At 32.4% G+C, this 22,871-nt stretch carries 25 protein-coding genes; 11 read left to right on the forward strand and 14 right to left on the reverse strand.

Annotation, left to right across the window (positions count from 1 at the left end):
• Positions 1-7 precede the first annotated feature (7 nt).
• Both ACT53I_RS06955 and ACT53I_RS06960 read left to right on the forward strand, forming a co-directional pair.
• Positions 8-787 carry a HipA family kinase gene (locus ACT53I_RS06955; protein ID WP_476079031.1) on the forward strand — a complete coding sequence of 260 codons (780 nt, stop codon included), beginning with the start codon at positions 8-10 and terminating at the stop codon, positions 785-787.
• Complete coding sequence (locus ACT53I_RS06960) at positions 774-1,157, forward strand: DUF3037 domain-containing protein (protein WP_069797591.1); 384 nt, start codon at positions 774-776, stop codon at positions 1,155-1,157. The genes ACT53I_RS06955 and ACT53I_RS06960 overlap by 14 nt, the downstream gene beginning before the upstream one ends.
• Before the next feature lie 4 nt (positions 1,158-1,161).
• Here the strand turns inward: ACT53I_RS06960 and ACT53I_RS06965 are convergent, their stop codons facing one another.
• Both ACT53I_RS06965 and ACT53I_RS06970 read right to left on the reverse strand, forming a co-directional pair.
• Positions 1,162-1,998, reverse strand: coding sequence for an alpha/beta hydrolase (locus tag ACT53I_RS06965; RefSeq protein WP_476079032.1), 837 nt, complete (start codon positions 1,996-1,998; stop codon positions 1,162-1,164).
• Positions 1,999-2,055: 57 nt separating this feature from the next.
• Entirely contained in the window at positions 2,056-4,383 is a 2,328-nt protein-coding gene (locus ACT53I_RS06970; RefSeq protein ID WP_476079033.1) for an ATP-dependent helicase, read from the reverse strand.
• 221 nt (positions 4,384-4,604) lie between these two features.
• On the opposite strand from ACT53I_RS06970, the gene ACT53I_RS06975 reads away from it, so the two are divergent.
• The 3 genes from ACT53I_RS06975 to secG all read left to right on the forward strand — a co-directional run bounded on the left by ACT53I_RS06975 (position 4,605) and on the right by secG (position 6,059).
• Entirely contained in the window at positions 4,605-5,030 is a 426-nt protein-coding gene (locus ACT53I_RS06975) for a hypothetical protein (RefSeq protein ID WP_374450681.1), read from the forward strand.
• A 152-nt stretch (positions 5,031-5,182) separates the two neighbouring features.
• Positions 5,183-5,653, forward strand: a complete 471-nt coding sequence (locus ACT53I_RS06980) for a hypothetical protein (protein WP_476079034.1) — start codon at positions 5,183-5,185, stop codon at positions 5,651-5,653.
• Between the two features lie 67 nt (positions 5,654-5,720).
• Positions 5,721-6,059: a preprotein translocase subunit SecG gene (gene secG, locus ACT53I_RS06985; RefSeq protein WP_069799356.1), complete on the forward strand. Its 339-nt coding sequence runs from the start codon at positions 5,721-5,723 to the stop codon at positions 6,057-6,059.
• 51 nt (positions 6,060-6,110) lie between these two features.
• Here the strand turns inward: secG and ACT53I_RS06990 are convergent, their stop codons facing one another.
• The 5 genes from ACT53I_RS06990 to recR are packed head-to-tail and all read right to left on the reverse strand — an operon-like array spanning position 6,111 to position 10,228.
• Positions 6,111-7,127, reverse strand: coding sequence for a WaaS/CpsH family glycosyltransferase (locus tag ACT53I_RS06990; protein ID WP_476079035.1), 1,017 nt, complete (start codon positions 7,125-7,127; stop codon positions 6,111-6,113).
• Positions 7,124-8,257, reverse strand: coding sequence for an NAD-dependent epimerase/dehydratase family protein (locus tag ACT53I_RS06995; protein WP_476079036.1), 1,134 nt, complete (start codon positions 8,255-8,257; stop codon positions 7,124-7,126). The genes ACT53I_RS06990 and ACT53I_RS06995 overlap by 4 nt, the downstream gene beginning before the upstream one ends.
• A 4-nt stretch (positions 8,258-8,261) precedes the next feature.
• A complete protein-coding gene (locus tag ACT53I_RS07000; protein ID WP_476079037.1) occupies positions 8,262-8,810 on the reverse strand; it encodes an acyltransferase in 549 nt (182 codons plus the stop codon).
• Positions 8,807-9,595 carry a glycosyltransferase family 2 protein gene (locus ACT53I_RS07005; protein ID WP_476079038.1) on the reverse strand — a complete coding sequence of 263 codons (789 nt, stop codon included), beginning with the start codon at positions 9,593-9,595 and terminating at the stop codon, positions 8,807-8,809. Before ACT53I_RS07005 ends, ACT53I_RS07000 begins: the two co-directional genes overlap by 4 nt.
• Positions 9,596-9,616: 21 nt before the next feature.
• Entirely contained in the window at positions 9,617-10,228 is a 612-nt protein-coding gene (recR, locus tag ACT53I_RS07010) for a recombination mediator RecR (RefSeq protein WP_476079039.1), read from the reverse strand.
• 76 nt (positions 10,229-10,304) lie between these two features.
• Between recR and ACT53I_RS07015 the strand changes: the two genes are divergently transcribed.
• From ACT53I_RS07015 to ACT53I_RS07025, 3 genes are all read left to right on the forward strand, one after another.
• Positions 10,305-10,901: an LURP-one-related family protein gene (locus ACT53I_RS07015; protein ID WP_476079040.1), complete on the forward strand. Its 597-nt coding sequence runs from the start codon at positions 10,305-10,307 to the stop codon at positions 10,899-10,901.
• A gap of 48 nt (positions 10,902-10,949) precedes the next feature.
• On the forward strand, positions 10,950-11,336 hold the full coding sequence (locus tag ACT53I_RS07020; RefSeq protein ID WP_476079041.1) for a hypothetical protein: 387 nt from the start codon (positions 10,950-10,952) through the stop codon (positions 11,334-11,336).
• 77 nt (positions 11,337-11,413) lie between these two features.
• On the forward strand, positions 11,414-12,856 hold the full coding sequence (locus ACT53I_RS07025; protein ID WP_476079042.1) for an aminoacyl-histidine dipeptidase: 1,443 nt from the start codon (positions 11,414-11,416) through the stop codon (positions 12,854-12,856).
• Positions 12,857-12,888: 32 nt separating this feature from the next.
• On the opposite strand, the gene ACT53I_RS07030 is transcribed toward ACT53I_RS07025, so the two are convergent.
• The 3 genes from ACT53I_RS07030 to ACT53I_RS07040 form a co-directional block, all read right to left on the reverse strand.
• A complete protein-coding gene (locus tag ACT53I_RS07030) occupies positions 12,889-13,290 on the reverse strand; it encodes a nuclear transport factor 2 family protein (RefSeq protein WP_371487355.1) in 402 nt (133 codons plus the stop codon).
• Positions 13,291-13,413: 123 nt separating this feature from the next.
• Positions 13,414-13,746 carry a 2Fe-2S iron-sulfur cluster-binding protein gene (locus tag ACT53I_RS07035; protein ID WP_476079043.1) on the reverse strand — a complete coding sequence of 111 codons (333 nt, stop codon included), beginning with the start codon at positions 13,744-13,746 and terminating at the stop codon, positions 13,414-13,416.
• Positions 13,747-13,805: 59 nt separating this feature from the next.
• Positions 13,806-14,858, reverse strand: a complete 1,053-nt coding sequence (locus tag ACT53I_RS07040) for an NAD(P)/FAD-dependent oxidoreductase (RefSeq protein WP_213196458.1) — start codon at positions 14,856-14,858, stop codon at positions 13,806-13,808.
• 185 nt (positions 14,859-15,043) lie between these two features.
• On the opposite strand from ACT53I_RS07040, the gene ACT53I_RS07045 reads away from it, so the two are divergent.
• Positions 15,044-15,808, forward strand: coding sequence for a DUF3108 domain-containing protein (locus tag ACT53I_RS07045; RefSeq protein ID WP_476079044.1), 765 nt, complete (start codon positions 15,044-15,046; stop codon positions 15,806-15,808).
• A gap of 134 nt (positions 15,809-15,942) precedes the next feature.
• Positions 15,943-18,369 (forward strand): DUF5916 domain-containing protein, encoded by a 2,427-nt coding sequence (locus ACT53I_RS07050; RefSeq protein ID WP_476079045.1) that lies wholly within the window; start codon positions 15,943-15,945, stop codon positions 18,367-18,369.
• A gap of 76 nt (positions 18,370-18,445) precedes the next feature.
• Here the strand turns inward: ACT53I_RS07050 and pheS are convergent, their stop codons facing one another.
• On the reverse strand, positions 18,446-19,456 hold the full coding sequence (pheS, locus tag ACT53I_RS07055) for a phenylalanine--tRNA ligase subunit alpha (RefSeq protein WP_371463373.1): 1,011 nt from the start codon (positions 19,454-19,456) through the stop codon (positions 18,446-18,448).
• 155 nt (positions 19,457-19,611) lie between these two features.
• On the reverse strand, positions 19,612-20,268 hold the full coding sequence (locus tag ACT53I_RS07060) for a YceI family protein (RefSeq protein ID WP_476079046.1): 657 nt from the start codon (positions 20,266-20,268) through the stop codon (positions 19,612-19,614).
• A 91-nt stretch (positions 20,269-20,359) separates the two neighbouring features.
• On the opposite strand from ACT53I_RS07060, the gene ACT53I_RS07065 reads away from it, so the two are divergent.
• The gene (locus tag ACT53I_RS07065) at positions 20,360-21,298 is read left to right on the forward strand and encodes a sulfate/molybdate ABC transporter ATP-binding protein (protein WP_476079047.1); all 939 of its coding nucleotides are present in this window, start codon (positions 20,360-20,362) and stop codon (positions 21,296-21,298) included.
• A gap of 327 nt (positions 21,299-21,625) precedes the next feature.
• On the opposite strand, the gene ACT53I_RS07070 is transcribed toward ACT53I_RS07065, so the two are convergent.
• Together ACT53I_RS07070 and ACT53I_RS07075 are read right to left on the reverse strand one after the other, a co-directional pair.
• Entirely contained in the window at positions 21,626-21,958 is a 333-nt protein-coding gene (locus tag ACT53I_RS07070; protein ID WP_069799390.1) for a zinc ribbon domain-containing protein YjdM, read from the reverse strand.
• Between the two features lie 24 nt (positions 21,959-21,982).
• Positions 21,983-22,726 (reverse strand): DUF3575 domain-containing protein, encoded by a 744-nt coding sequence (locus ACT53I_RS07075; protein WP_476079048.1) that lies wholly within the window; start codon positions 22,724-22,726, stop codon positions 21,983-21,985.
• Positions 22,727-22,871 lie beyond the last annotated feature (145 nt).

Consider the following 22,871-nt stretch of genomic DNA (forward strand, 5'->3'; position numbering starts at 1 on the left):
CTAAACAATGAAAGATTTGAATTTAAGGAACGTTACGGTAATGCGTTACATTCTTCCGCTTCGTGAAGGTGGAAGTTTGCCTGCATTAGCAGAAGCGGATGATGATTTTAAATACGTTTTGAAATTCCGAGGCGCTGGCCACGGTGTTAAAATGCTGATTTCTGAATTGTTGGGCGGAAAAATCGCTGAAATTCTAGGTTTGAAAATTCCAGAATTGGTTTTTGCGAATCTGGATGTAGATTTCGGGAGAACCGAAGCCGATGAAGAAATTCAGGATTTACTGAAATTTTCAGAAGGCTTAAACTTAGGTTTGCATTATCTTTCTGGAGCTATTGCATACGATCCAAGTATGAAAATAGATACGCTTTTGGCTTCAAAAATTGTTTGGCTCGATGCGTTTATTACCAATATTGACCGTACTTTCAAGAATACCAATTTGCTTTGGTGGCACAAAGAACTTTGGGTGATTGATAATGGGGCTTCTTTTTACTTCCATCACTCTTGGCAAAATTTTGATGCAGCTGCGAAAACACATTTTAAATATGTAAAAGACCACGTTTTGCTTCCTCAAGCCAGCAAATTAGACGAAGCAGATACTTTTGCAAAATCGGTTTTAAATGATGAAGTTTTCAAAGCGATTGTGAATTTAATTCCTGAAGATTGGTTGCAATGGAATGACGCCGATGAATCACCAGAAGAAATACGAGAAATTTATTTTAATTTCTTGAAAACCAGATTAGAACATTCAGAAATCTTTTTAAACGAAGCCAAAAATGCAAGAGGATAAAATTTACGAATACGCAGTCATAAGACTTGTTCCGAAGGTTGAAAGAGAAGAATTTTTCAACATAGGATTGGTGATGTTTTCTAAGAAAGAGAAATACATAAGAGTAGAATTTTATCTCTGTAAAGACAAATTCCAACTGATGCACAGCAAATTAGACTATGAAGAAGTTTTTAAAAATCTGGAAAACTTTCAAAAAGTTGCCAAAGGCGAAAAAGAAGGCGGTCCAATTGCTTTGCTAGATATTCCAGAACGTTTTCGTTGGCTCACTGCAGTAAGAAGTGCCGTGATTCAAACATCCAGACCTCATCCTGGAAAATCTAAAGATTTGGACAAAACTTTTGAACGATTATTTGAAGAATTGGTGAAATAAAAATTTATTTCACTTTTACTTCTTTTAGTTTTTCTATTCTTTTTATTTCTTTTAAAAGCAATGGAAATGCAGGTTCTGCCATTCCGCTGTGGTCGAAACCTTGCAATTCATATAATGTAGTTTGTTGATGACCAGCTAGTTTCATCATTCTTTGCATGTAAGCGTTTTCTTCGTATCTACCGAATAATTCTAATTCTCTATCGCCAGTAATTAACAACATAGGTGGCGCATCTTCTCTTACAAAATACAGCGGCGCAAATTCATCAATTAGCGGTTTATATTCTGGAAAACCTTTTTCTTTTCTGATGGTAAAATGCGTAATAGTATGTCCGCTAAAAGGAATAATTCCTGCCAATCGATTCGCATCTAGATTATATTTTGCAAGGTAATCTTTGTTCAATGCAACCATGCTCGCCAAATAACCACCCGCAGAATGTCCTGAGATAAAAATTAAATTTTCATCACCACCATAATTTTTAATATTTTTAAAAACCCAAGCAGTTGCCGCCGCAGCATCTTCAATTGCTTTCGCTGCATTTACCTGAGGTGAAAGTCTGTAATTAACGCCAATGATTGCAATTCCTTTCTCCTGTAAATATTTAGGAATTTCTTTGTTTCCGCCAGTTAATCCACCACCATGAAACCAAATAACCGTAGAAAAATTCTTCACATTTTTAGGAATATAAATATCTAAAACACAACGTTCATTGATATAAACATCTGATTTATTGATAGATTCACTATAATAATGAATATTCGTAATGGTTTGATAATCTTTATTTTGCGCAAATAATTGTATTGAAATAAAGATGAAAAATAAAAATGCCCATAACTTTTTCATAGTAGAAATTGAATTTGATTAAAAATAAAAAACGCGCTTATTTGCACGTTTTTGCGTTTATAGTTTCGTCAATTTTGCAAATTTCAGGATTAGATTTTTTTCTCCTTCTGTTACAAATTTCACTTTAGCTTTAATGTTTTCTGGGTCAGTTCCATCAAGAAAAACTACTTCTCCTACTCCAAATCTATCATGACGAACTCGGTCTCCTACTTCAATATCTTGAGAAGAATTTCCGCTCGGGTTGATGATTTTTGCCGAAGCAACCGGTTTTAATTTTTTAGGTAAAGGCAAAGATTCAGGTTCAGAAGAAGAAAGTTTCTTCTTTTCAATTTTTTTGAAAGTTCTCGGCTCAAAAGAATTATCGCCAAAAATATCAGAACTTAAACCTGATTTATTCACAAATCTGCTTTCTACAACTGGATTTAAGAATTCTATATATTCTTCGTCTACTTCGCTTAAGAATCTGGAAGGTTCTGCATCTGTAATTTTACCCCATTGAAATCTGGAAACCGCATAAGAAAAGAATACCTGTTTTTCGGCTCTGGTTAAAGCCACGTAGAACAATCTTCGCTCTTCTTCCAATTCTTCACGCGTGGAAGAACTCATAAAACTTGGGAACAAATTTTCTTCTAAACCTACCAAATGAACTACTGGAAACTCCAATCCTTTTGACAAGTGAATCGTCATCAAAGAAACCTGGTCTTCGTTTTCAGATTTCTTGTCTTGGTCGGTAGAAAGCGCAATATTTTCGAGGAAATTAGATAAACTTGGGTCTCCGTCTTCTAACTGTTGTTGCTCCTCTATGAAACCTTGCATAGAGTTCATGAGTTCTTGCACGTTTTCTACTCTGGAAATTCCTTCAGGAGTTTGGTCGTCTTTCAAAAACTTGATTAAACCACTTCTTTGGGCAACTTCCATTGCAACAGTATACACATTTTCGGTTTTCAGCATCACTTGGAAAGCTTTAATCATGCTCCAAAAATCTGCCAATTTAGAAATCACGCCATTGTTAAAACCTAAATGTGGTGCATAAATTCCTAAATTATCTAAAACGTTTGCCAAACTCACATTTTGTGAATCTGCAAAAACAATCAATTTATTCTGAGTGGTTTCTCCAATTCCACGAGTAGGATAATTAATGACTCTAAGCAAAGCTTCGCTGTCATTTTCATTCACCAAAAGTCTTAAATACGCTACCAAATCCTTGATTTCTTTTCTTTGGTAAAAACTTAAACCGCCATAAACTCTGTACGGAATATTTTTACGTCTCAGTGCATCTTCGAAAGCTCTGGTTTGTGAATTGGTTCTATATAAAATGGCAAAATCTGTAAATTTTCTTTGGTTTGCATTGTGCTGTTCCCAAATGTTATTCGCCACAAAATTGGCTTCATCTGCATCTGAAAGCGCTCTGAAAACCTTTATTTTATCGCCCACTTCATTATCACTGAATACATTTTTCTTGAACTGTTCTTTGTTTCTGGCAATGACCACATTCGCAGCGTTCACGATATTCTGCGTAGAACGGTAGTTTTGCTCCAAAGAAACCGTTTTGGCATCTGGATAATCTTTCTTGAAGTTCAGGATATTGTAAATATTCGCACCACGGAAAGAATAAATAGATTGCGCATCATCTCCTACCACACAAATATTTTCAAATTTTGAAGAAAGTGCTTTTACAATTAAATATTGAGAATGGTTGGTATCTTGGTACTCATCTACTAAAATATATCTGAATCTATCTTGATATTTGGCTAAAACTTCTGGAAATCTCGTCAATAATTCATTGGTTCTCAAGAGTAAATCATCGAAATCCATCGCTCCATTTCTGAAACATTGCTCTACATATTTCTCGTAGATTTTGCCAATGTATTTCATGTTTGAACGTTCGTCTGCTTCGATTAATTCTGGATTATTTTTATATGCATGAACAGTGATGAGATTGTTCTTATAGCTAGAAATTCTAGCTTGAACTTTTTTAGGTTTGTATAATTCTTGGTCAATATTAAGGTCTTTCAAGACTTTTTTGAGAACATTGAAAGAATCTTGCGTGTCATAAATGGTAAAATTAGAAGGAAAACCGAGATAATGCGCTTCGCTTCTCAGAATTCTAGCAAAAACCGAGTGGAAAGTACCCATCCAAAGAGATTTGGCATTTCCTTCTCCTACTACTTTAGCAATACGCAGTTTCATTTCTTTGGCGGCTTTGTTGGTAAAAGTAAGCGCCAAAATATTAAAAGGATCAATTCCGTTGGTAATTAAATGTGCAATTCTCATCGTAAGAACTCTCGTTTTACCAGAACCTGCTCCTGCCAAAACCATCAATGGTCCGTGCAAAGTGGTAACTGCTTCATACTGAGGCTCGTTTAATCCTTTCAAATAATCCATATTTTACTGCAAATTTTTCTGCTGCGAATTTATGAAAATTTGTTGGGAGTTGGAAGATGGAGTTTGGAAGATGGGAGTTGGAAATTATTTTAATAGAATGAGGAATTGATTAAAGTAATGGTCATGGAATAGAAATCCTCGACATATGGATTTTAAGAATAACTTGTAAATATAAATAACTTACGTATATTTGAGTGTTACTGCAATTTTACCAAAACAAAGTGGAAAACTTAAATAAAAATAAAGAAGTCAAAATTGGAATTTCAAAATTTTCAATTGGTTTTGATTTTATTATTGTCATAATAATATTCGGAATTGCATTCTATTCATACTTTGGAAAAAATAATATTAAAATTTCAATTTTTCTGGTTATAATTGGCACACTAAACTTAATATATTATCTTCGAAAACTTTCTGACACTGAAACAAAAATATTGATTAACTCAAGAGGAATAAACCTTGAAAGCAAATTCATTAGTTGGGATGAAGTTAAGGATATTAATGTGGAAAGGTTGAGTTCTGGAAAAACATACAGCGAATATTTGAATATTGTAACTAAAAAAAACAAATTTTTTGATATTGAAATTACAGAATTAAATATTACTGGAAACAAACTACTAAAAACTATTGAATTTTATCGAAAATAAAAAAACTGCAGATAAAATAGGTTTTATAAAAGTCGGAGTTAAACAATCAACACTACTTCCAATAGAATTTCTAAAATATAAATCTAAATTTTACTTAGATTTACCACTAAAAGTTATCCAATTAATATTAACGTCTTGATTTAAATAAAAATATGAAAAAAATATCTTTAGTCATTATAGCGCTTGGTTTACTTTCTTGTCAGAAAAAAAATGAAACTCCTGAAACCCTTTCTCCTGAATTGGCTTCTTATGAGCAAAAAAGTGCTTCTGATTCATCAAATGTTACAAGTGCACAGAATTCTGCACCTATCACGATGAACAACTCTGTGCCTATTGCCACCAATTCAGTCAACCAGGCACAACAAACTGCACCGGGAATGAATCCACCACACGGACAACCAAATCATAGATGTGACATCCCAGTTGGCGCTCCATTAAATTCTAAAAAAGCAGAAGCTATAACGGTAAAATCCACTGATATTCAAACGAGTACAACTACTCCTATTGCTGTACCACAAAACAATACCTCTTCTACAAGTGTAGCAGCTGGAATGAATCCTGTACACGGACAACCCGGTCACAGATGTGATATTCCAGTTGGCGCACCTTTACCAACAAATTAATTTATAATATTTTACAAATTTTATAAAAATAATCACTACATTTGCAACTCAAAAATTTTAATATAAGATGAGTACTATATTTAGTCTTTTCATGGTGTTAATCATCATAGCTTGTGTTTTATTAGTTATTATTGTAATGGCACAAAACCCAAAAGGTGGAGGTTTATCTGCTACGTTTGGCGGTTCTTCTGCACAATTCGGCGTACAGAGAACGAATGATTTTATGGAAAAAGCAACTTGGGTATTAGCGATTATCATTGTTTCATTGATTTTCTTAAGCGTAGTGCTTACTGCAAAACCAAGCGTACAAATTAAAGACGTAAATGCTCCAGAGAAAAAAGAAGCTAAAGCTCCTGCTCAATCAGCTCCACAAGCTCCGGTTCAAAAACCAACTGCTACGAAATAATTTATTATTTACGATATTAAAAAAGCGATTCAGAAATTCTGAATCGCTTTTTTATTGCCAATATTCGTCTTGATTTTTAATAAACAGACATTCTATAAATGAATCTAAAGACATCATAGAAAGAGTTTCTTTGTCTATTTCTTGAAATTTTGAACTAAAAAATTCTTCGGGAAGTTTTATGTTTTCTCTATTGATAACCAAAATATTTTGAGGATTATAAAAAGGATAATTTACAATGTCTGTATTGGTGGTAATCAATTTTTTTCCTAATGCTAAAACTTCAAAAGTTCTAATAGTAAGACCATTTTGGAAAGGCTTATTGATATCTAAAATAGCTTTTGACTGTTGGTAAATTTTAATGATTTGTTTGTGATTTAATTTTTGATAACTGATTTTTTGAGTATCAAAATATTGTAAATTTTTATCAAAAATTCTTTTGAGTTTAAAGGAAATTTTGCCCATTGCATAATAGTAAAAATAGCTTTGAAATTTCAAATTTTCTGCCAACTTTCTCACTTTTTCACCTATCAAATATCTATCAGTATGAGCGCTACCAATGAAAGAAATATCATATTTCAAATTCTCATTATTTGATTTTTTATTTTGATATTCATCTAAATAAAAGAGAGGTCTGAAATGTAGGTTATATTTCTGTGCATCTTTTCTATCAAATGTAAAATTTTTATCAAAATAAGGAAGATGAGAAACTAAATTGGGATATTCTTCTAGAGAATCAAAATTATAGTAAATGCAAGTGATTTCGGGATTAAGCTCTTTTACTTTTTCAATAAAATAACTAGGAATTGCTTCTCCTTTTATCAATAAAAAATAATGGTATTTTTTATTTTTTATCTCCGAAATTATTTTCTGATAGTAAGAATCTATTTGATACTGATACCATTTTTTATCAAACCGAATAATGCCTTTTGAAAGGTTAGAATTAGAAGGTCTCTCGTCATAAAAATCTACACAAGCTCCCAATTCCCGAAGTCTTTTTACAATAGCAATTTCGTACTGAAAAAAGCTTACGGAAAGAAAAAGGATATTGGTATTTCTTAAATCAATCATTTTAATAAACCTTTACTTTTCATCTCATCGAAGGATTTTTCGAGGTTAATTTCTGAAATATTTTGTTGAATAACCCAATCCGAAAACCTTTTAATTCCATCTTGAAATGATATTTTTGGCTCAAATTTTAATATTTTTTTTGCTTTAGAAATATCTGCAAAATTATGTCTAATGTCGCCTAATCTAAACTGACCAGAAACATGAATCTCAACATCTTTTTGATATAAATTTTTCAAAGTTTCTGCCACTTCTAAAACTGATGTAGAAATGCCAGTTCCTATATTGAAGATTTCTCCATTAGCTTCATCAGTTTCTATAGATTTTATAATGGCTTCTACTGCATCATCTATATGAATAAAATCTCTAGATTCTGTTCCGTCTTCAAAAATATTGATGCTTTTTTCGTTTAAAATTTGTGTAGAAAATATAGAAAGAATGCCAGTGTAAGGATTTTTGAGCGATTGACCTTCTCCATAAACATTTTGAAATCTTAAAGAAACAGGCTTAATGTTCACAGTCGTACAAACTGTCATCACCATTTGTTCTTGTACTTGTTTGGTAATGGCATACACAGAAATAGGAGAGAGCTTTGCATTTTCGTCTGTTGCGATGGGGTGTAGAATTTCTCCAGTTTCACTTTTTACTTCGAAATCACCTTTTTCCATGTCTTCCATTTTTCTAGATTTTGGAAAAACAATGCCCAAATTTTCATTAAAATATTTTCCTTCACCATAAATTGCTCGTGAAGAAGCAATAATTACTTTTTTTACCTGATGTTTTTCATTGACTAAAATATCTAGCATTTTAGCAGTTCCTAGAACATTTACTTCTGTATATTTTTCTATTTCATACATAGATTGTCCGGTTCCTGTTTCTGCGGCTAAATAAATGATAATATCTTGATTTTCAATAGATTTTTTCCAATCAATGCTATTAGTAACGTCTCCATTTATAAAATTTACTTTCCCAGAAATATTTTTAAAAAGCGAGGAATTTATTTCAGGATTTTCGCCATGTATTTGCGGAGAAAGATTGTCTAATACCGTAACTTTATAACCTTTCTTCACCAAAGCCAAAGAAAGATTACTCCCAATAAAACCAGCACCTCCTGTTATTAAAATCTTCTTCATATTATTATACTTTCTCCCAAATTTTAGTATCAGGATTATATTTTTTCACCAATTTAGCAGGAGCTCCTACTATTACACAATAATCAGGAAACTCACCTCTCACTACAGAATTTGCACCTACTATACATTGTTTCCCGAGTTTAGTTCCCGCCATAATTGCAGCTCCCATTCCTATATAAGCATTGTCGCCAATTATAGTATCTTTTACCAGATATTTTTGTTTTACTACATGTTTATCTATTTCTTGGTAATCATGATCAATATTGGTAATAAAAACATTTGCCAGAATTAAAGATTTTTTACCTATTTCTAAATTTCCTGCAGAAGTGATATGAACATTTTGAGAAATAATAACATCTTCATGAATGTGTATACTCCCATTTTGATGAGTTTCCATTCTAATATGAGGGAAAATTCTTACTTTTTTATCAATAAAAATTCTTTTGGTACCCATAAGAAAAGTAGGCTTACCAAGATAAGAAGGTAAAGCAAACTTCCCGAAAAATGGTTTATATAAAACCGCTCTTATTGCCCAAAAAAATTTATCAATCATAATTTATTTTTAAAAATTCTAACCACATATTTCAGCTTTGAAAATAGTAGAAAGAAAAAATATTGCATAAAATTAATTCTTTTTGTAACATACATTTCTTTAATATTTTTTTGTATGCCTTTTTCCATTTCCTGTAAATTGGCAGAAAGACCAGATTCACCATAAGATTTTTTTCCCGCTCCAGTAAAAACCAAATCTTCTGCTAATATATACATATTATTGTTTTTAGAAATTCTCATCCAGTAATTAGCATCTTCAGAATATTTTTGATTTTCATCGAAAAACCCCGTATTTTCAATAATTTTCTTTTTGAAAATAGCCGTAGAAGTTTGTCCTTCAATTCTAAGAAGCAGTTTACAAAGTGTTATTTTGGCAAGATTATTTTTACTGATAGAATAAGGAAACCAAATTTTTTCACCATTTCTTAAAGAAGTTATAAAGTCTATTTTATCATTTTCATTGATTAAAAATTTTAACTGCCTTTCTGTTTTTTGGGGTAACCAAACATCATCTGCATCCAAAAAAGCGATATAATTTCCTTTAGAATTTTTCATGCCTGTATTTCTTGCAACAGAAACACCACCATTTTTTTGATTAATTAACTCAATTTTTAGGTCGGGATTATCTTTTTGAAAATTTCTAACTAAAATTTCACTTTTATCGGTAGAACCGTCATTGATTACCATAATTTCGAAATCAAAATTCCCTTCTTGATTTTTCACCGAATCTAGTGCAGCTAGAATGGTATTTTCGGCGTTGTAAAGAGGAATAATTACAGAAATCATGCAGTGAAATTTTTATAAAAATTACATTTTTTCGTTGTAAGGCAAACGGTTCACAATACTTCTTCCCAAAGAGATTTCATCTGCATATTCCAATTCATCACCCACGGAAATTCCACGAGCAATGGTAGAAAAAGTTACTGGAAATTCTTTGAATTTTTTGTATAAATAATACGCTGTAGTATCTCCTTCCATGGTTGCAGAAAGTGCAAAAATCAATTCTTTTACCTTTCCTTCATTCAGTTTTCTTTCAATCGAAGAAATATTCAATTTATGTGGCCCAATTCCTTCCATAGGAGAAATTTTACCACCCAAAACCAAATATTTTCCATTAAATTTTGCGGTATTTTCTATCGCCATTACATCTCTTACATCTTCTACAATGCACAAAACCTCATGATTTCTCTTATGATTACTACAAATTTCGCAAATATCTTCATCTGAAAAATTATGACATTCCTGACAATATTTAATGTCCGTTACCAATTTCTGAATGGCTTTACCTAGTGCCATTCCTTGAGATTCTGGAACGCGAAGCAAATGCAAAGCAAGTCTCAATGCAGATTTTTTACCAATTCCGGGCAAACTAGAAATTTCTTCTACGGCTTTTTCTAAAACTTTACTGGGAAAATTCATTATACAAATGTACTTTTTAATTTGAAAATCTGAAAATTTGAAAATTTAAAATTATCTTTATCCAAAATATATTTCTATGCAGAATCTTCAGTATCCGCTATTTTTAAAATTCAAAATTTCTACATTGGCGAGTGATTTCAATATTTCTGACAAAAACGGAAATTCTTTGGCTTATGTTCGTCAAAAATTATTCAAACTCAAAGAAGATGTAGTTGTTTACAATAACGAAAGCAGAACGCAGGAAAATTTCAGAATAAGAGCCAATCAATGGATAGATTTTAACGCAAGTTATGTGATAACAGACCACACTGGAAAGAATTTAGGAAAAATCGCCAGAAAAGGAATGCGCTCTATTTGGAAGGCTACTTATTTTGTAATGGATGCTTTTGACAACCAAAAATATAAAGTTCAGGAAGAAAATGCTTGGGTGAAAATTATAGACGGATTCTTTACCGAAATTCCAATTTTGGGAATTTTTACAGGTTATTTTTTCAATCCTACTTATATCGTTCATGATAATAACGGGAAGGAAATTTACCGTTTGAAGAAAATGCCTTCATTTTTCGGTAGAAAATTTCAGTTAGACCAAATTAATAATATTGCAGATGAAGATGAAACTCTGGTAGTTTTAAGCCTAATGATGATGGTTTTATTAGAAAGAGCAAAAGGTTAACATCAAATCAAAAAATATTTATTATCTTTGATAAAATCCAAAAAAATTATGAAAAAGCTAGTATTACTTTCCGCAATGTTCGTTTCTGTACTTTCTTTTGCGCAACAAAATTCTTCTTCTAACAATGTAAAAAGAGACAGCGATAATAATCAAAGCTATTTTACCATGAATGATGCTTCGTTTAAAAACAATGAAGCAGATTTAGAAATCAGCAAATATTATTTTGACATCAGAAAATACATTAAATCAAAGAAAGCAGAACTTTCTTCAGAAGATTATCAAACGCTAATGAAGCAAAACGAAAAAGACTTTACCACCATTAACAAAGCAGTTTATGGAATGAGCGCTCGATTATTTTTAGAAAAATACGGCGAAGAATTAGAACAATACAAGAAAAAAATTTACGAACAAGTAGATTTACTTGCTAAAAAATAAAAGAAAAGCCTGCATTTTGCAGGTTTTTTTATGTTTACATTTTCACGATTCATTATCTTTGTAAGAAATCATTTTATATGTCTATCACACATTTAGAACCTCAAAATATTTGGAAAAACTTTGCGGCGCTTAATGCCGTTCCACGTCCTTCTAAAAAGGAAGAAAGAGTTATCGCTTTTATTAAAAATTTTGGCGAAAATCTTGGTTTACCCACTTCTGTAGACGAAGTTGGAAACGTCATCATCAAAAAACCAGCAACCGCAGGAATGGAAAACCGTCAAACCGTGGTTTTACAATCTCACCTGGACATGGTTTGTCAGAAAAATAATAATGTAGATTTCGATTTTGATACACAAGGAATCGAAATGTATGTAGATGGAGATTGGGTAAAAGCAAAAGGAACCACTTTAGGCGCAGACAATGGACTTGGCGTTGCTGCCATTATGAGTATTTTAGAAAGTACAGATATTGCTCATCCTGCGATTGAAGCGCTTTTTACCATAGATGAAGAAACGGGAATGACGGGTGCGCTTGGTTTAAAACCTTGTCAATTAACAGGCGAAATTTTATTAAATCTAGATACAGAAGAAGATGACGAAATAGATATAGGTTGTGCTGGTGGTATCGATGTAACTGCTTCTGCCAACTATACTCTGACTTCCACTTCATCTAATTTTGTGAAAATTGAAATCAAAGGTTTACAAGGAGGTCACTCTGGAATGGATATTCATAAAGGTTTTGGCAACTCTAACGTAATTCTGGGAAGATTACTTTATACAGGCATTTCAAACGAAATTCAATTGATTTCTATTGACGGAGGTGGATTGAGAAACGCTATTCCTAGAGAAGCTCACGCTTTGGTTGCTGTAAACAATGCTTCTGAATATGTACAAAAATTAGAAACTCTTAAATCTGATATTTTAGAAGAATTTGCTTCGGTTGAAAAAGATTTAGAAATCAATTTCGCTGCCGTTGAAAATACAGAGAACGGACTTTCTGTGGAAGACTCTAAAAAAATTATTTTAGCTTTAAAATCTTCTCACAATGGTGTTTACAGAATATCTCCAGACGTTGAAGATTTAGTAGAAGCATCTAATAATATTGCAAGAGTAGAACTGAAAAACGGTGGTTTAAAAATCTTAAACTTAACTCGTTCTTCGGTAGAATCTACCAAAATGGCTGTTGCCGAACAACTGAAATCTGTTTTTGAACTGGCAGGAATGCAAGTTGAGTTTTCGGGTTCATATCCAGGTTGGAAACCAAAACCAGGTGCAGAAATCATTAAAATTATGACAGAAATTTATGAAAAAGACTTCGGGGCAAAACCTCACGTTGTTGCTTGTCATGCTGGTTTAGAATGCGGAATTATTGGAGCGAATTATCCTAAAATGGAAATGGTAAGTTTCGGACCTACGATTAGAGGAGCGCATTCTCCAGACGAAAGAGCAAATATTCCTTCAGCACAAAAATTCTGGAAATATTTACAAGAAATCTTGAAAAATATTCCTGTGAAGAATTAGAAATAAAAAAACTCTCAATATTGAGAGTTTTTTTATTGTATAAAGTAAACTTTGATAATCTTATCATTTTTAACTTCATAAATTGCGATGGCTTCTAATTTCTGCGAACCAAAACCTGTTACTACTTCATGATCAATTATAGTATTCCCTAGAATAGTTCTGTTTTTTATTTCGCAATGTAGATTCGTGACATTTTTAAACATTTCACTATACTGTTTTCGCATCAAATCTTTACCTTTTCCTATTAATTTATCAGGAAAAGCATAAAGTTCCACATCATCGGAATACGGAGATAAAAAAGCATCTATATCTCTAGCATTATAGGCAACTAACTGCTGATTAACTAAACTTTCAGGAGTTAATTTTTCAAATTTTTGAGAAAAAGATTTTGAAAAACAACTAAAAATAATAATGAGAATAAAATACTTTTTCATAATTAAGTTCTTAAAACTCAAAGATAATTTAATTTTTGAAAACAGAAAGACGCAACTCGGTTGCGTCTTTTTGTTTTTGATGAACAAGTCATAACTTGTCTCTACTTTATTTTTTCAATTTCCTTATTCATAAGGTGCCAACTCTACTTCCAGACCTTCTAAATTTTCGGTGATGTGAATTTGACAACCTAATCTAGAATTTTCTTTTACATTGTATGCTTCAGAAAGCATTGCTTCTTCTTCATCAGATTTTTCAGGAAGCGGAGTATCACTTTTTACATAACATTGACAAGATGCGCACATTGCCATTCCTCCACAAACACCAATAGTTCCTTCTTCTGCTAATTCATAGAGTTTCACGATTTCCATCAAGTTCATCGCCATATCTGTAGGCGCTGCCACCTCATGAGTAACTCCGTTTCTATCTGTAATTTTTATGTTTACGTCTAATGCCATTAATTCAAAATTTAAAATTCAAGATTCAAGTTTTTTACTTGAATCTTTTCACTTGGCTCTTAATCTATCTTCTTTACTACTGCTTTTTCAGCTTCTTTTCTGGTTCCATCAAAACCATCTACTCCACTTACAGTGGTATATTTCAAGACATATTTTCTGCCAGGATTCATTCTATTGTAGACACTTTGACACATCAAAGTTGCTTCGTGGAAACCACATAAAATTAGTTTTAATTTTCCTGGATAAGTATTCACGTCGCCAATTGCATAAACGCCTTCAATATTGGTTTGATAATCCAAAGCGTTATTTACCACAATCGCATTTTTCTCAATTTCTAATCCCCAATTCGCAATATCACCTAATTTAGGAGTTAGTCCAAAAAGCGGAATAAAATAATCGGTTGCTAAATCGTAAACTTCACCTTCTTTATCTACGGTAATGGCTTCTATGTGACCATCACCTTTTAGACCAATTACTTCTGCTGGCGTAATTAAGTTAATTTTACCTGCATTTTTAAGTTCTTGCACCTTTTCTACAGAGTCAAGAGCACCTCTAAACTCATTTCTACGGTGAATAAGCGTAACAGATTTTGCCACATTAGACAAGAAAATACTCCAGTCTAGTGCAGAATCACCGCCACCAGCAATTACAATATTTTTATCTCTGAAATGTTCAGGATTTTTCACAAAATATTCTACTCCTTTTTCTTCGTAGTCTGCAATATTGTCAATCAAAGGTTTCCTAGGTTCGAAAGTTCCTAAACCACCAGCAATTGCCACAGCTTTTGCACGGTGAACTGTACCTTTATTGGTAATCACTTCGAACGTTCCATCTTCTAATTTATTAAGAGTAGTTGCAGTTTCTGCCAAAGTAAATCCAGGCTCAAACTGTTTAATTTGTTCCATTAAATTATCTACCAATTCCCCTGCTAACACTGATGGATAGCCAGGAATATCAAAAATTGGTTTCTTAGGATAAAGTTCTGCCAATTGCCCACCTGGTTGTGGTAATGCATCTATGATGTGACATTTAATTTTAAGTAAACCTGCCTCAAAAACAGCAAAAAGACCGGTTGGTCCGGCTCCGATAATCAATAAATCTGTATTTATCATTTATATATTTTTTATTGTAAATTTGAATTACGAATAAAAACTTTTCATTTTTTGCAAATATAGCAAATTTTGTGGTTTGGCCTATGTAACTTTTATGACATTTGTCAATACTGATTATGCGTAAAATTGCCGCTTTAAAATTTTGGCAAAGAATTTGCGAAGGAATAAATATTTAAAAATCGATCATGAAAAAAATATCCAATTTTATATTTTTATTAATTTCAATCACTGTTTTTTCACAAATTGACAATATTAAAAGTGGTGAAAAACTCTCTTATAGATTACATTATGGTTTCTTAAATGCAGGAACCGCAACTCTTACCACCAACCAAATTACTTATAAAGGAAAACCACACTATAGAGTAACAGGCGTTGGGAGAAGTACTGGTGCGGTAAGAGCTTTCTTCAAAGTGGATGATGTGTATGAAAGTTACATCAATATTGCTACTGGATTGCCAAGTTATTATGTAAGAAACGTTTCGGAAGGTGGTTACAGAAGACATTACGAAACCGAATTTAACCATGACAATCAATCACTTACCCTAACCAATAAACTGGACCAAACTTCTAAAAATTTTAAAACCATGAGAGGAATTCAAGATATGCTTTCTTCTTTTTACAACCTTAGAAGCATGGACAAATCTAAATTTAAAGTTGGGAGTAATATTAAAATGAATGTTTGGATTGATGACGAATCCTATCCTTTTATGCTAAAAGTGGTGGCCGCAGAAAATAAAACGACCAAATTTGGTAATATTTCTTGTCTCAAAATAAAACCTTACGTTATGAGTGGGAGAATTTTCAAATCTCAAGAAGGTGTTACGATGTGGGTTACTAATGACGAAAACCACGTTCCCGTAGAAATTAGAGCAGAACTTTTAGTAGGCTCTCTCAAAGCAAGTTTAGACGGATATACCAACGTAAAATATCCTTTGAATTTTTCTAAATAAATTTCTTGAAATATAAAATCCGACAAAAATTGTCGGATTTTTTTTGTACTTAATGTAATAAAACTAAAAGATTAGTTGTTCTAATTGAAACAAATGAAAATTTTTTGCAACTAATTTCTTTAAATAAAAAATACATGAAAGTTCAAATCATCATCTTATTCACTTTTCTTTTTGTCGGTTTTTCCTCGGCACAAGAAGAAAAAACCGAAAACATTACCCGGAAAACCATTAACGCGGTAAGAGTAGAAAAAGCGCCAAAGATTGATGGAATTTTAGATGATGAAATTTGGAAAAACACACCTATTGCCAATGATTTTATAGAGCTAAGACCTAATAATGGCAAAGCTGAAAATCCTGATTTCAAAACAGAAGTAAAAGTCGCTTATGACGATACCGGGATTTATGTTTCTGCGATGATGTATGATAAAGAACCTTCTAAAATCGGGAAAGAACTCACCGAAAGAGACAATATAGGAAATGATGATTTCTTCGTACTTTTTATTAATGGATATAATGATAAACAGCAGAGTTTAGAGCTATTTGTAACTGCAGCAGGTGTACAAGCAGACAGTAAAATCACCAATCAAAATGGCGAAGATTTTTCATGGAACGGAATTTGGTATTCTGGCGTGAAAATTTTAGAAAACGGTTGGTCTGTAGAAATGAAAATTCCTTATTTCGAGATGAGATTTCCTAAAAGCGAAAAACAACAGTGGGGAATTAATTTTTTCAGACAAATCAATAGATTGCGAACCGCTTATACATGGAATCATGTGAATAATCAAAAAGGTAGTTTCTTATTGTATGACGGTATTCTAAACGGTGTAGAAAATATTCAAACACCTACCAGATTGTCATTCCTTCCTTATTTTTCGAGTTATGTAAATTATTATGACGGAAAAACCACTACCAACGTCAACGGTGGAATGGATGTGAAATATGGAATTAACGACGCTTTTACACTTGACACGACTTTGATTCCAGATTTTGGACAAACCAATTTTGATGCTACCGTTTTAAATTTGGGACCATTTGAACAACAGTTCAGCGAACAGCGTTCGTTTTTCAATGAAGGAACAGAGCTTTTCAACAAAGGAAATATGTTTTATTCCAGAAGAATTGGTGGTTTCCCAAGTAAGTTTCCTCAACTTGCAGCCGATGAAGAATTTGCAGAAAATCCAGAAAAAGTAAAACTTTTTAACGCTACTAAAATTTCTGGAAGAACCAAAAAAGGCTTAGGAATTGGATTTTTCAATGCCATTACCGAAAAAACGGAAGCTTCCATCAGAAATATCAACACTGGCGAAATCAGAAAAGAAGTAACAGAACCTTTGGCGAATTACAATGTCTTTGTTTTAGACCAAAGATTTCGTGAAAATTCTTCGGTTTCCCTCATCAATACAAGTGTGATGAGAAGCGGAGATTTCAGAGATGCTAATGCAACTGGGCTTTTCCTAGATTTAACCAATAAGAAAAATACATTTAATGTTTTCGGTTCTACAGAGGGAAGTTGGGTTTTCGAAAATCAAAAACAAAAATTCGGTTTCGAAGGAAATGCTGGTTTTAATCAAATTATTAAAGGTCATCAATTCGGCGCAGAAGTTTTCTTGAGAGATAAAAATTATGATATTAACGACCTTGGATTTACTGGACAGACCAATTATGTGAATTATAGCGCGAATTACAATTACCGTTATTTGCAACCAAAAGGCAATATCAATCAATTGAATTACAGTCTTAGAGTAAACAACAACAGAAGGTTAGAAACTGATTTATTTGCAGATTTCGTGATTCACCAAAATTTACAAATCACCAATAAAAAGTTTTTCAATTTCGGAGGAGGATTAATGGTAAAACCACTTGGAACCAATGACATTTACGAACCGAGAACCTTCGGAAAATATCTTTTCATTCCGGCAATGTATAATCCATGGGTTTTTGCCAATACAGATGAAAGAAAAAAATTCAAAATCGGTGGTTATGTAGAATTTTATAAATACAATGAAGACAAGAGAATTACGTATATGTCAGAAATCAATACCCGATATCGATTTAATGACCATTTCTCTATTTTCCACACTTTAAATTATGCTAATTTCAATAATGAAACTGGATTTGTAGGAAAAGACGCCACGAATATTTTCATTGGTCGAAGATTAAGAAATTCTGTAGAAAATAGTGTTTCCTCTCAATATACTTTTAATGAAAAAATGGCGATTAATCTTACTTTCCGTCATTATTTTTCAGAAGTTGCTTACAGACAATTTTACACGTTAAAAGATAATGGAGAACTCAATCCTGACACTACTTTCGCAGAAAACAAAGATGGAACCTTCAATTCATGGAATCTGGATTTACGTTACAGTTGGTGGTTTGCGCCAGGTTCTCAACTGACTTTACTGTACAGAAATCAAGCTCAAAATTTCTTAGATGTAGCGAGATTAAGCATGAGAGATAATTTTGACCGATTGTTTAATGAACCTATGATTAACAATCTTTCGCTCAGAATTACTTATTTCTTAGATTACAACAGAGCAAAAAATTGGTTCAAAAAATCTTAAAAATAAAAAAAGCGTTCAAAAAATTTTGAACGCTTTCTTTTTATCATTTCTGAAAATTTCAATAATAAATTCTAATTTATAAATGCCCGAATTGCTCTAGCATTCTCTTATCATTTTCGAAGAACATTCTGATGTCTCCCAATTGATAAAGCAACATTACGATTCTCTCAATTCCCATTCCGAATGCATAACCAGAGTATTTATCCGCATCGATATTTACATTTTTAAGAACGGCTGGATCTACCATTCCGCAACCCATAATTTCTAACCAACCGGTTCCTTTGGTAATTCTGTAATCGGTTTCAGAATTCAATCCCCAATAAACATCTACTTCTGCACTTGGCTCTGTAAAAGGGAAATAAGAAGGTCTCATTCTGATTTTTGATTTTCCGAAAAGTTCTGTTGTGAAAAACTGTAAAGTTTGTTTCAAATCTGCAAAACTCACGTTTTCATCAATATATAAACCTTCTATTTGGTGGAAAATACAGTGTGAACGAGAAGAAATAGCTTCGTTTCTGAAAACTCTTCCCGGAGAAAGAATTCTAATTGGTGGCTGATTTTCTTCCATGTGACGAATCTGCACCGAAGAAGTATGCGTTCTTAATAAAACATCTGGATTTTGCTCAATGAAGAATGTATCTTGCATATCTCTTGCAGGATGATATTCTGGTAAATTAAGCGCAGTAAAATTGTGCCAATCATCTTCTATTTCTGGTCCATCAGAAACTGCAAAACCAATAGATTTAAAAATCTCAATAATTCTGCCTTTCACTAAATTAATAGGATGACGAGAACCTAATTCCAACGGAAAAGCAGGTTTCGTAAGGTCTTCTTTTTCTAAAATAAATTGGCTAGAAGTAGCTTCTTTCAGTTCTTCTAACTTAGTATTCACGGCTTGCTTGAGTGTATTGATTTTTTGACCAAATTCTTTTTTCTGTTCATTCGGAACTTCTTTAAATTTTTCGAAAAAATCATTTAAAATTCCTTTTTTCCCATTGAATTTGATACGAAATTGTTCAATTTCGTCTTTGTTAGTAGAAGTAAAACCTTGCACTTCTTTCAATAACTCATCTATCTTATCTAACATTGGTTTGCTTTATAGAATTGCAAAAATACGGATTTTAATTTTTAACCACAAAAACCAGCACAGAATAATCCAGAACTTAAGTCATAAAAAAAGAACTCACAAAACTGAGAGTTCCTATTTTTTTCACTTGGTTATTTTTACTTGGCTCTTGAAAATTACTTGCTTTCTAAAGCTTTTACCAAAATCTGAAGATTAATTTCTTTGTTCAGCAAACCATTTTCTAGAGGAAGCTCAAATTTCAACCCGAAATCTTCTCTGTTAATATCTGTTGGTTCACTTGCAATGCTTACATTTCCGTCTGCTACCGTTACATTTGCTTTAAACTGAACTGGTTTTGTAATGCCTTTAATCGTAAGATTTCCTTCTAAAAGCGTGTTGTAATCTCCAGCTGTATTTTCAGTTACTTTGGTAATTTCATAAGAAGCGGTAGGAAATTTTTCTACCTCGAAGAAATCTCCACTTTTCAGATGACCTTCCAATTTGGCTTTCATTTCTTGGTCATCTTTTAAATCTATATTTTCTAGTGTGGTAATATCTGCCACGAATTTCCCTGATTGCAGTTTACCATCTTTTACGGTAACATCTCCACTTTCAAATTTTATCTCTCCAAAATGTGTGGTTTGATCCGACTTTAGCACTTTATAACCTTTCCACTCTATTCTACTGTTCATGGTGTCTACTTTGTAGAGCACACCATCAGTTTCGGTTAAAACTTCATTGGCTTCGTTGGTTACAGGTTTATCTTTACCACAAGAAATCACTAAAAAAGAGAGTGCTAAAATCCCCAAAACTCTATATAAATTCTTTTTCATTTTTAACTGTTTTTTATCATTTTACTTCTGCTAAAGTAAGAAATTTCTCTTCAAATTTTCAAAAATTCTTTTATTATGCTTATTTTTGTATATGCTTTTGAATGTTAGAAACTTATATTTCAGTTACAAACCCGGAACTTTACTTTTCAGAAATATCAATCTTTCTGTAGAAAAAGGTAAAATTATTGCTTTGGCTGGCGAATCTGGCTGTGGAAAATCTACTCTTCTTAATATTATTTACGGTTTGTTTGATTGGCAAAGCGGCGAAATTTATTTGGAAGACGAAAGACTTTTCGGACCGAAAGGAAACATTGTCCCAGGAGAACTCGGCATGAAGTTGGTTTCTCAAAATTATGATTTAATGCCTTATCTTACTGTGGCCGAAAACATAGGGAAATTTATTTCTAACACCAATCTTTCAGAGAAAAAGCAAAAAATTCAGGAGCTTTTACAAGTAGTTGGACTAGAAGATTACGCTCATGTTTTGCCAAAAAATTTAAGTGGTGGTCAGCAACAGCGAGTTGCGATTGCGAGAGCGCTTTCTGTAATGCCAAAACTGCTTTTATTAGACGAACCTTTCAGTAATTTGGATTATTCCAGAAAAATGGAATTGAGAGAACGTTTGTTTAACTATGCTAAAGAACATGAACTTTCTGTGATGATTTCTACTCACGAAATTCAAGAAATTCTTCCTTGGACAGACCAAATTATTGTGCTACAAGAAGGAAGATTGATTCAAAATGACAACGCTGAAGAAACTTTCAGAAATCCTTATAATTCTTATGTAGCAAAACTTCTAGGCGAAGTAAACACCATTTCCGAAGAAGAAAAATCTATACTCAACGTTTCTAAAAATTATTTCTTCCCGCATCAAGTAAAACTCACCGAAAATGGTTTAGATGCTCAAATTGTAGAAAGCAGATTTGCGGGAAACCATTATTGGAACAAGATTTTAGTTCATAATATTCCGCTTGTTATGTATTCAGAAAACAAATTGGAGGGAAATGTGAAAATTAAAATCAATATTTAGAAAATTCAGCTATTCACAATCATTTCAAAATTTTAGAACTTCATTAATCAGCAAGTTCACAAAATTTTTTTACCCATTTGTAGAAAATTTATTAATTTTGTCTTCCCTGAAAAACGTAAGGAAATTTTTGGTTAATTCTCTTTCTGCCTTGATGGACTGAAATTAGATTCGTTTCGTGCGAACAATCAAAGTCTTAGAAAAGAACCCTGCCAAATCTTTCCTTTTTTTTATGCATAAAAAACGCAAAGATTAAATCCTTGCGTTTCATTTTTTAAAATTTATTGCAGTAATGAAAATCTCTGATTTTCATCTTCGCTTTTTAAAATATTAAGCTTTCTTCACGAATTCAGACTTTAATGCCATTGCTCCGAAACCATCTATTTTACAATCGATATTGTGGTCAGAACCTGGTCTTAATCTAATGTTTTTCACCTTAGTTCCTGCTTTTACAGGTTTTGGTGCTCCTTTTACTGGTAAATCTTTAATGACTACCACAGAATCACCATTTTGCAATTCATTTCCGTTGCTATCGAAAATTTTATCTTCTGCACCTACTTCTGCAGGATCAAACTCATGGAAACATTGGCTGCAAACCAAAAGATTGTCTTGTTCGTAGGTAAATTCGCTGCCACATTTTGGGCAAGGCATTAATTCACTCATTTTTTAATTTTTTGCAAAGATACTTTAAAATCTGTAACCTAAAGAAATCCCTGCTCTTAAACCAGCCCAAGGTCCGTCTACTTTTAGATTAGCACCATTTGCATTTACAGTAGCTTTGTATTTTACCACTGGAATATCTAAGTTGTCTAATTCATCTTGAACTTGCTGTTGCTCAACTGAAGTTAATGGTCTATCTGTAATACCATCTAAATTTCCGGTTGATGTTCCATAATGAGCACCTAAAAACCATGCATCTAAAACGAAATTATCTTTTTTGCCTAAAAACCATTGCGCACCGATTAATAAACCTGCACTGTGAGCTGTAGAATTTCCTTTGAAAGTAACGTCTACGTTATCATACACTACTCCATTGGTTTCCATATCGATGGTTTCTGTAAAATTTGAAACTTTGAAGGTAGAATATCTATAATAAGGAGCTAAATAAAAACCATGACCATAACCTTTTTTTCCTAAATAAAATCTGGTTTCTAAAGTAGCATTGCTTCCACCGAGTTCTACTTCTTCTAAATTCACCTCACTATCATTGGGTAAAAGTGAAGAAAATGGCAATTTACCTTCTGGTATCATTCCATAACTTACAGAAAGTGAAAATGTTTTGGTAAAAACTCTTTCATAATTCAATTGAAAATTCTTAAAAGCAAAAGCAGTAACATTGGTTTTGATAATGTTCCTTCTTTGCGTGTCATTTTCCTGAGCATTCATAATTAAACTCAGTAAAAATAATGTTCCTAATAGTAGTTTTTTCATTTATTTTGATTTTCGGCAAATATAATTTTTTAAACATAACAAAAACACTCTTTTATTGATTTTTTTCTTCTATATTACTATTTATTAACATAAAAAAAACATTTTTTAAAGCCTAGAATGAAAAATCAGAAACCAATCAATGCTA

This window comes from Cloacibacterium sp. DMC96, assembly GCF_056313765.1.

Excerpts from the sequence above, each read along its gene's own strand:
- ACT53I_RS06955 (WP_476079031.1), top strand. The coding sequence starts at position 8 with ATGAAAGATTTGAATTTAAGGAACGTTACGGTAATGCGTTACATTCTT.
- ACT53I_RS06960 (WP_069797591.1), top strand. The coding sequence starts at position 774 with ATGCAAGAGGATAAAATTTACGAATACGCAGTCATAAGACTTGTTCCG.
- ACT53I_RS06965 (WP_476079032.1), bottom strand. The coding sequence starts at position 1,998 with ATGAAAAAGTTATGGGCATTTTTATTTTTCATCTTTATTTCAATACAA.
- ACT53I_RS06970 (WP_476079033.1), bottom strand. The coding sequence starts at position 4,383 with ATGGATTATTTGAAAGGATTAAACGAGCCTCAGTATGAAGCAGTTACC.
- ACT53I_RS06980 (WP_476079034.1), top strand. The coding sequence starts at position 5,183 with ATGAAAAAAATATCTTTAGTCATTATAGCGCTTGGTTTACTTTCTTGT.
- secG (WP_069799356.1), top strand. The coding sequence starts at position 5,721 with ATGAGTACTATATTTAGTCTTTTCATGGTGTTAATCATCATAGCTTGT.
- ACT53I_RS06990 (WP_476079035.1), bottom strand. The coding sequence starts at position 7,127 with ATGATTGATTTAAGAAATACCAATATCCTTTTTCTTTCCGTAAGCTTT.
- ACT53I_RS06995 (WP_476079036.1), bottom strand. The coding sequence starts at position 8,257 with ATGAAGAAGATTTTAATAACAGGAGGTGCTGGTTTTATTGGGAGTAAT.
- ACT53I_RS07000 (WP_476079037.1), bottom strand. The coding sequence starts at position 8,810 with ATGATTGATAAATTTTTTTGGGCAATAAGAGCGGTTTTATATAAACCA.
- ACT53I_RS07005 (WP_476079038.1), bottom strand. The coding sequence starts at position 9,595 with ATGATTTCTGTAATTATTCCTCTTTACAACGCCGAAAATACCATTCTA.
- recR (WP_476079039.1), bottom strand. The coding sequence starts at position 10,228 with ATGAATTTTCCCAGTAAAGTTTTAGAAAAAGCCGTAGAAGAAATTTCT.
- ACT53I_RS07015 (WP_476079040.1), top strand. The coding sequence starts at position 10,305 with ATGCAGAATCTTCAGTATCCGCTATTTTTAAAATTCAAAATTTCTACA.
- ACT53I_RS07020 (WP_476079041.1), top strand. The coding sequence starts at position 10,950 with ATGAAAAAGCTAGTATTACTTTCCGCAATGTTCGTTTCTGTACTTTCT.
- ACT53I_RS07025 (WP_476079042.1), top strand. The coding sequence starts at position 11,414 with ATGTCTATCACACATTTAGAACCTCAAAATATTTGGAAAAACTTTGCG.
- ACT53I_RS07030 (WP_371487355.1), bottom strand. The coding sequence starts at position 13,290 with ATGAAAAAGTATTTTATTCTCATTATTATTTTTAGTTGTTTTTCAAAA.
- ACT53I_RS07035 (WP_476079043.1), bottom strand. The coding sequence starts at position 13,746 with ATGGCATTAGACGTAAACATAAAAATTACAGATAGAAACGGAGTTACT.
- ACT53I_RS07040 (WP_213196458.1), bottom strand. The coding sequence starts at position 14,858 with ATGATAAATACAGATTTATTGATTATCGGAGCCGGACCAACCGGTCTT.
- ACT53I_RS07045 (WP_476079044.1), top strand. The coding sequence starts at position 15,044 with ATGAAAAAAATATCCAATTTTATATTTTTATTAATTTCAATCACTGTT.
- ACT53I_RS07050 (WP_476079045.1), top strand. The coding sequence starts at position 15,943 with ATGAAAGTTCAAATCATCATCTTATTCACTTTTCTTTTTGTCGGTTTT.
- pheS (WP_371463373.1), bottom strand. The coding sequence starts at position 19,456 with ATGTTAGATAAGATAGATGAGTTATTGAAAGAAGTGCAAGGTTTTACT.
- ACT53I_RS07060 (WP_476079046.1), bottom strand. The coding sequence starts at position 20,268 with ATGAAAAAGAATTTATATAGAGTTTTGGGGATTTTAGCACTCTCTTTT.
- ACT53I_RS07065 (WP_476079047.1), top strand. The coding sequence starts at position 20,360 with ATGCTTTTGAATGTTAGAAACTTATATTTCAGTTACAAACCCGGAACT.
- ACT53I_RS07070 (WP_069799390.1), bottom strand. The coding sequence starts at position 21,958 with ATGAGTGAATTAATGCCTTGCCCAAAATGTGGCAGCGAATTTACCTAC.
- ACT53I_RS07075 (WP_476079048.1), bottom strand. The coding sequence starts at position 22,726 with ATGAAAAAACTACTATTAGGAACATTATTTTTACTGAGTTTAATTATG.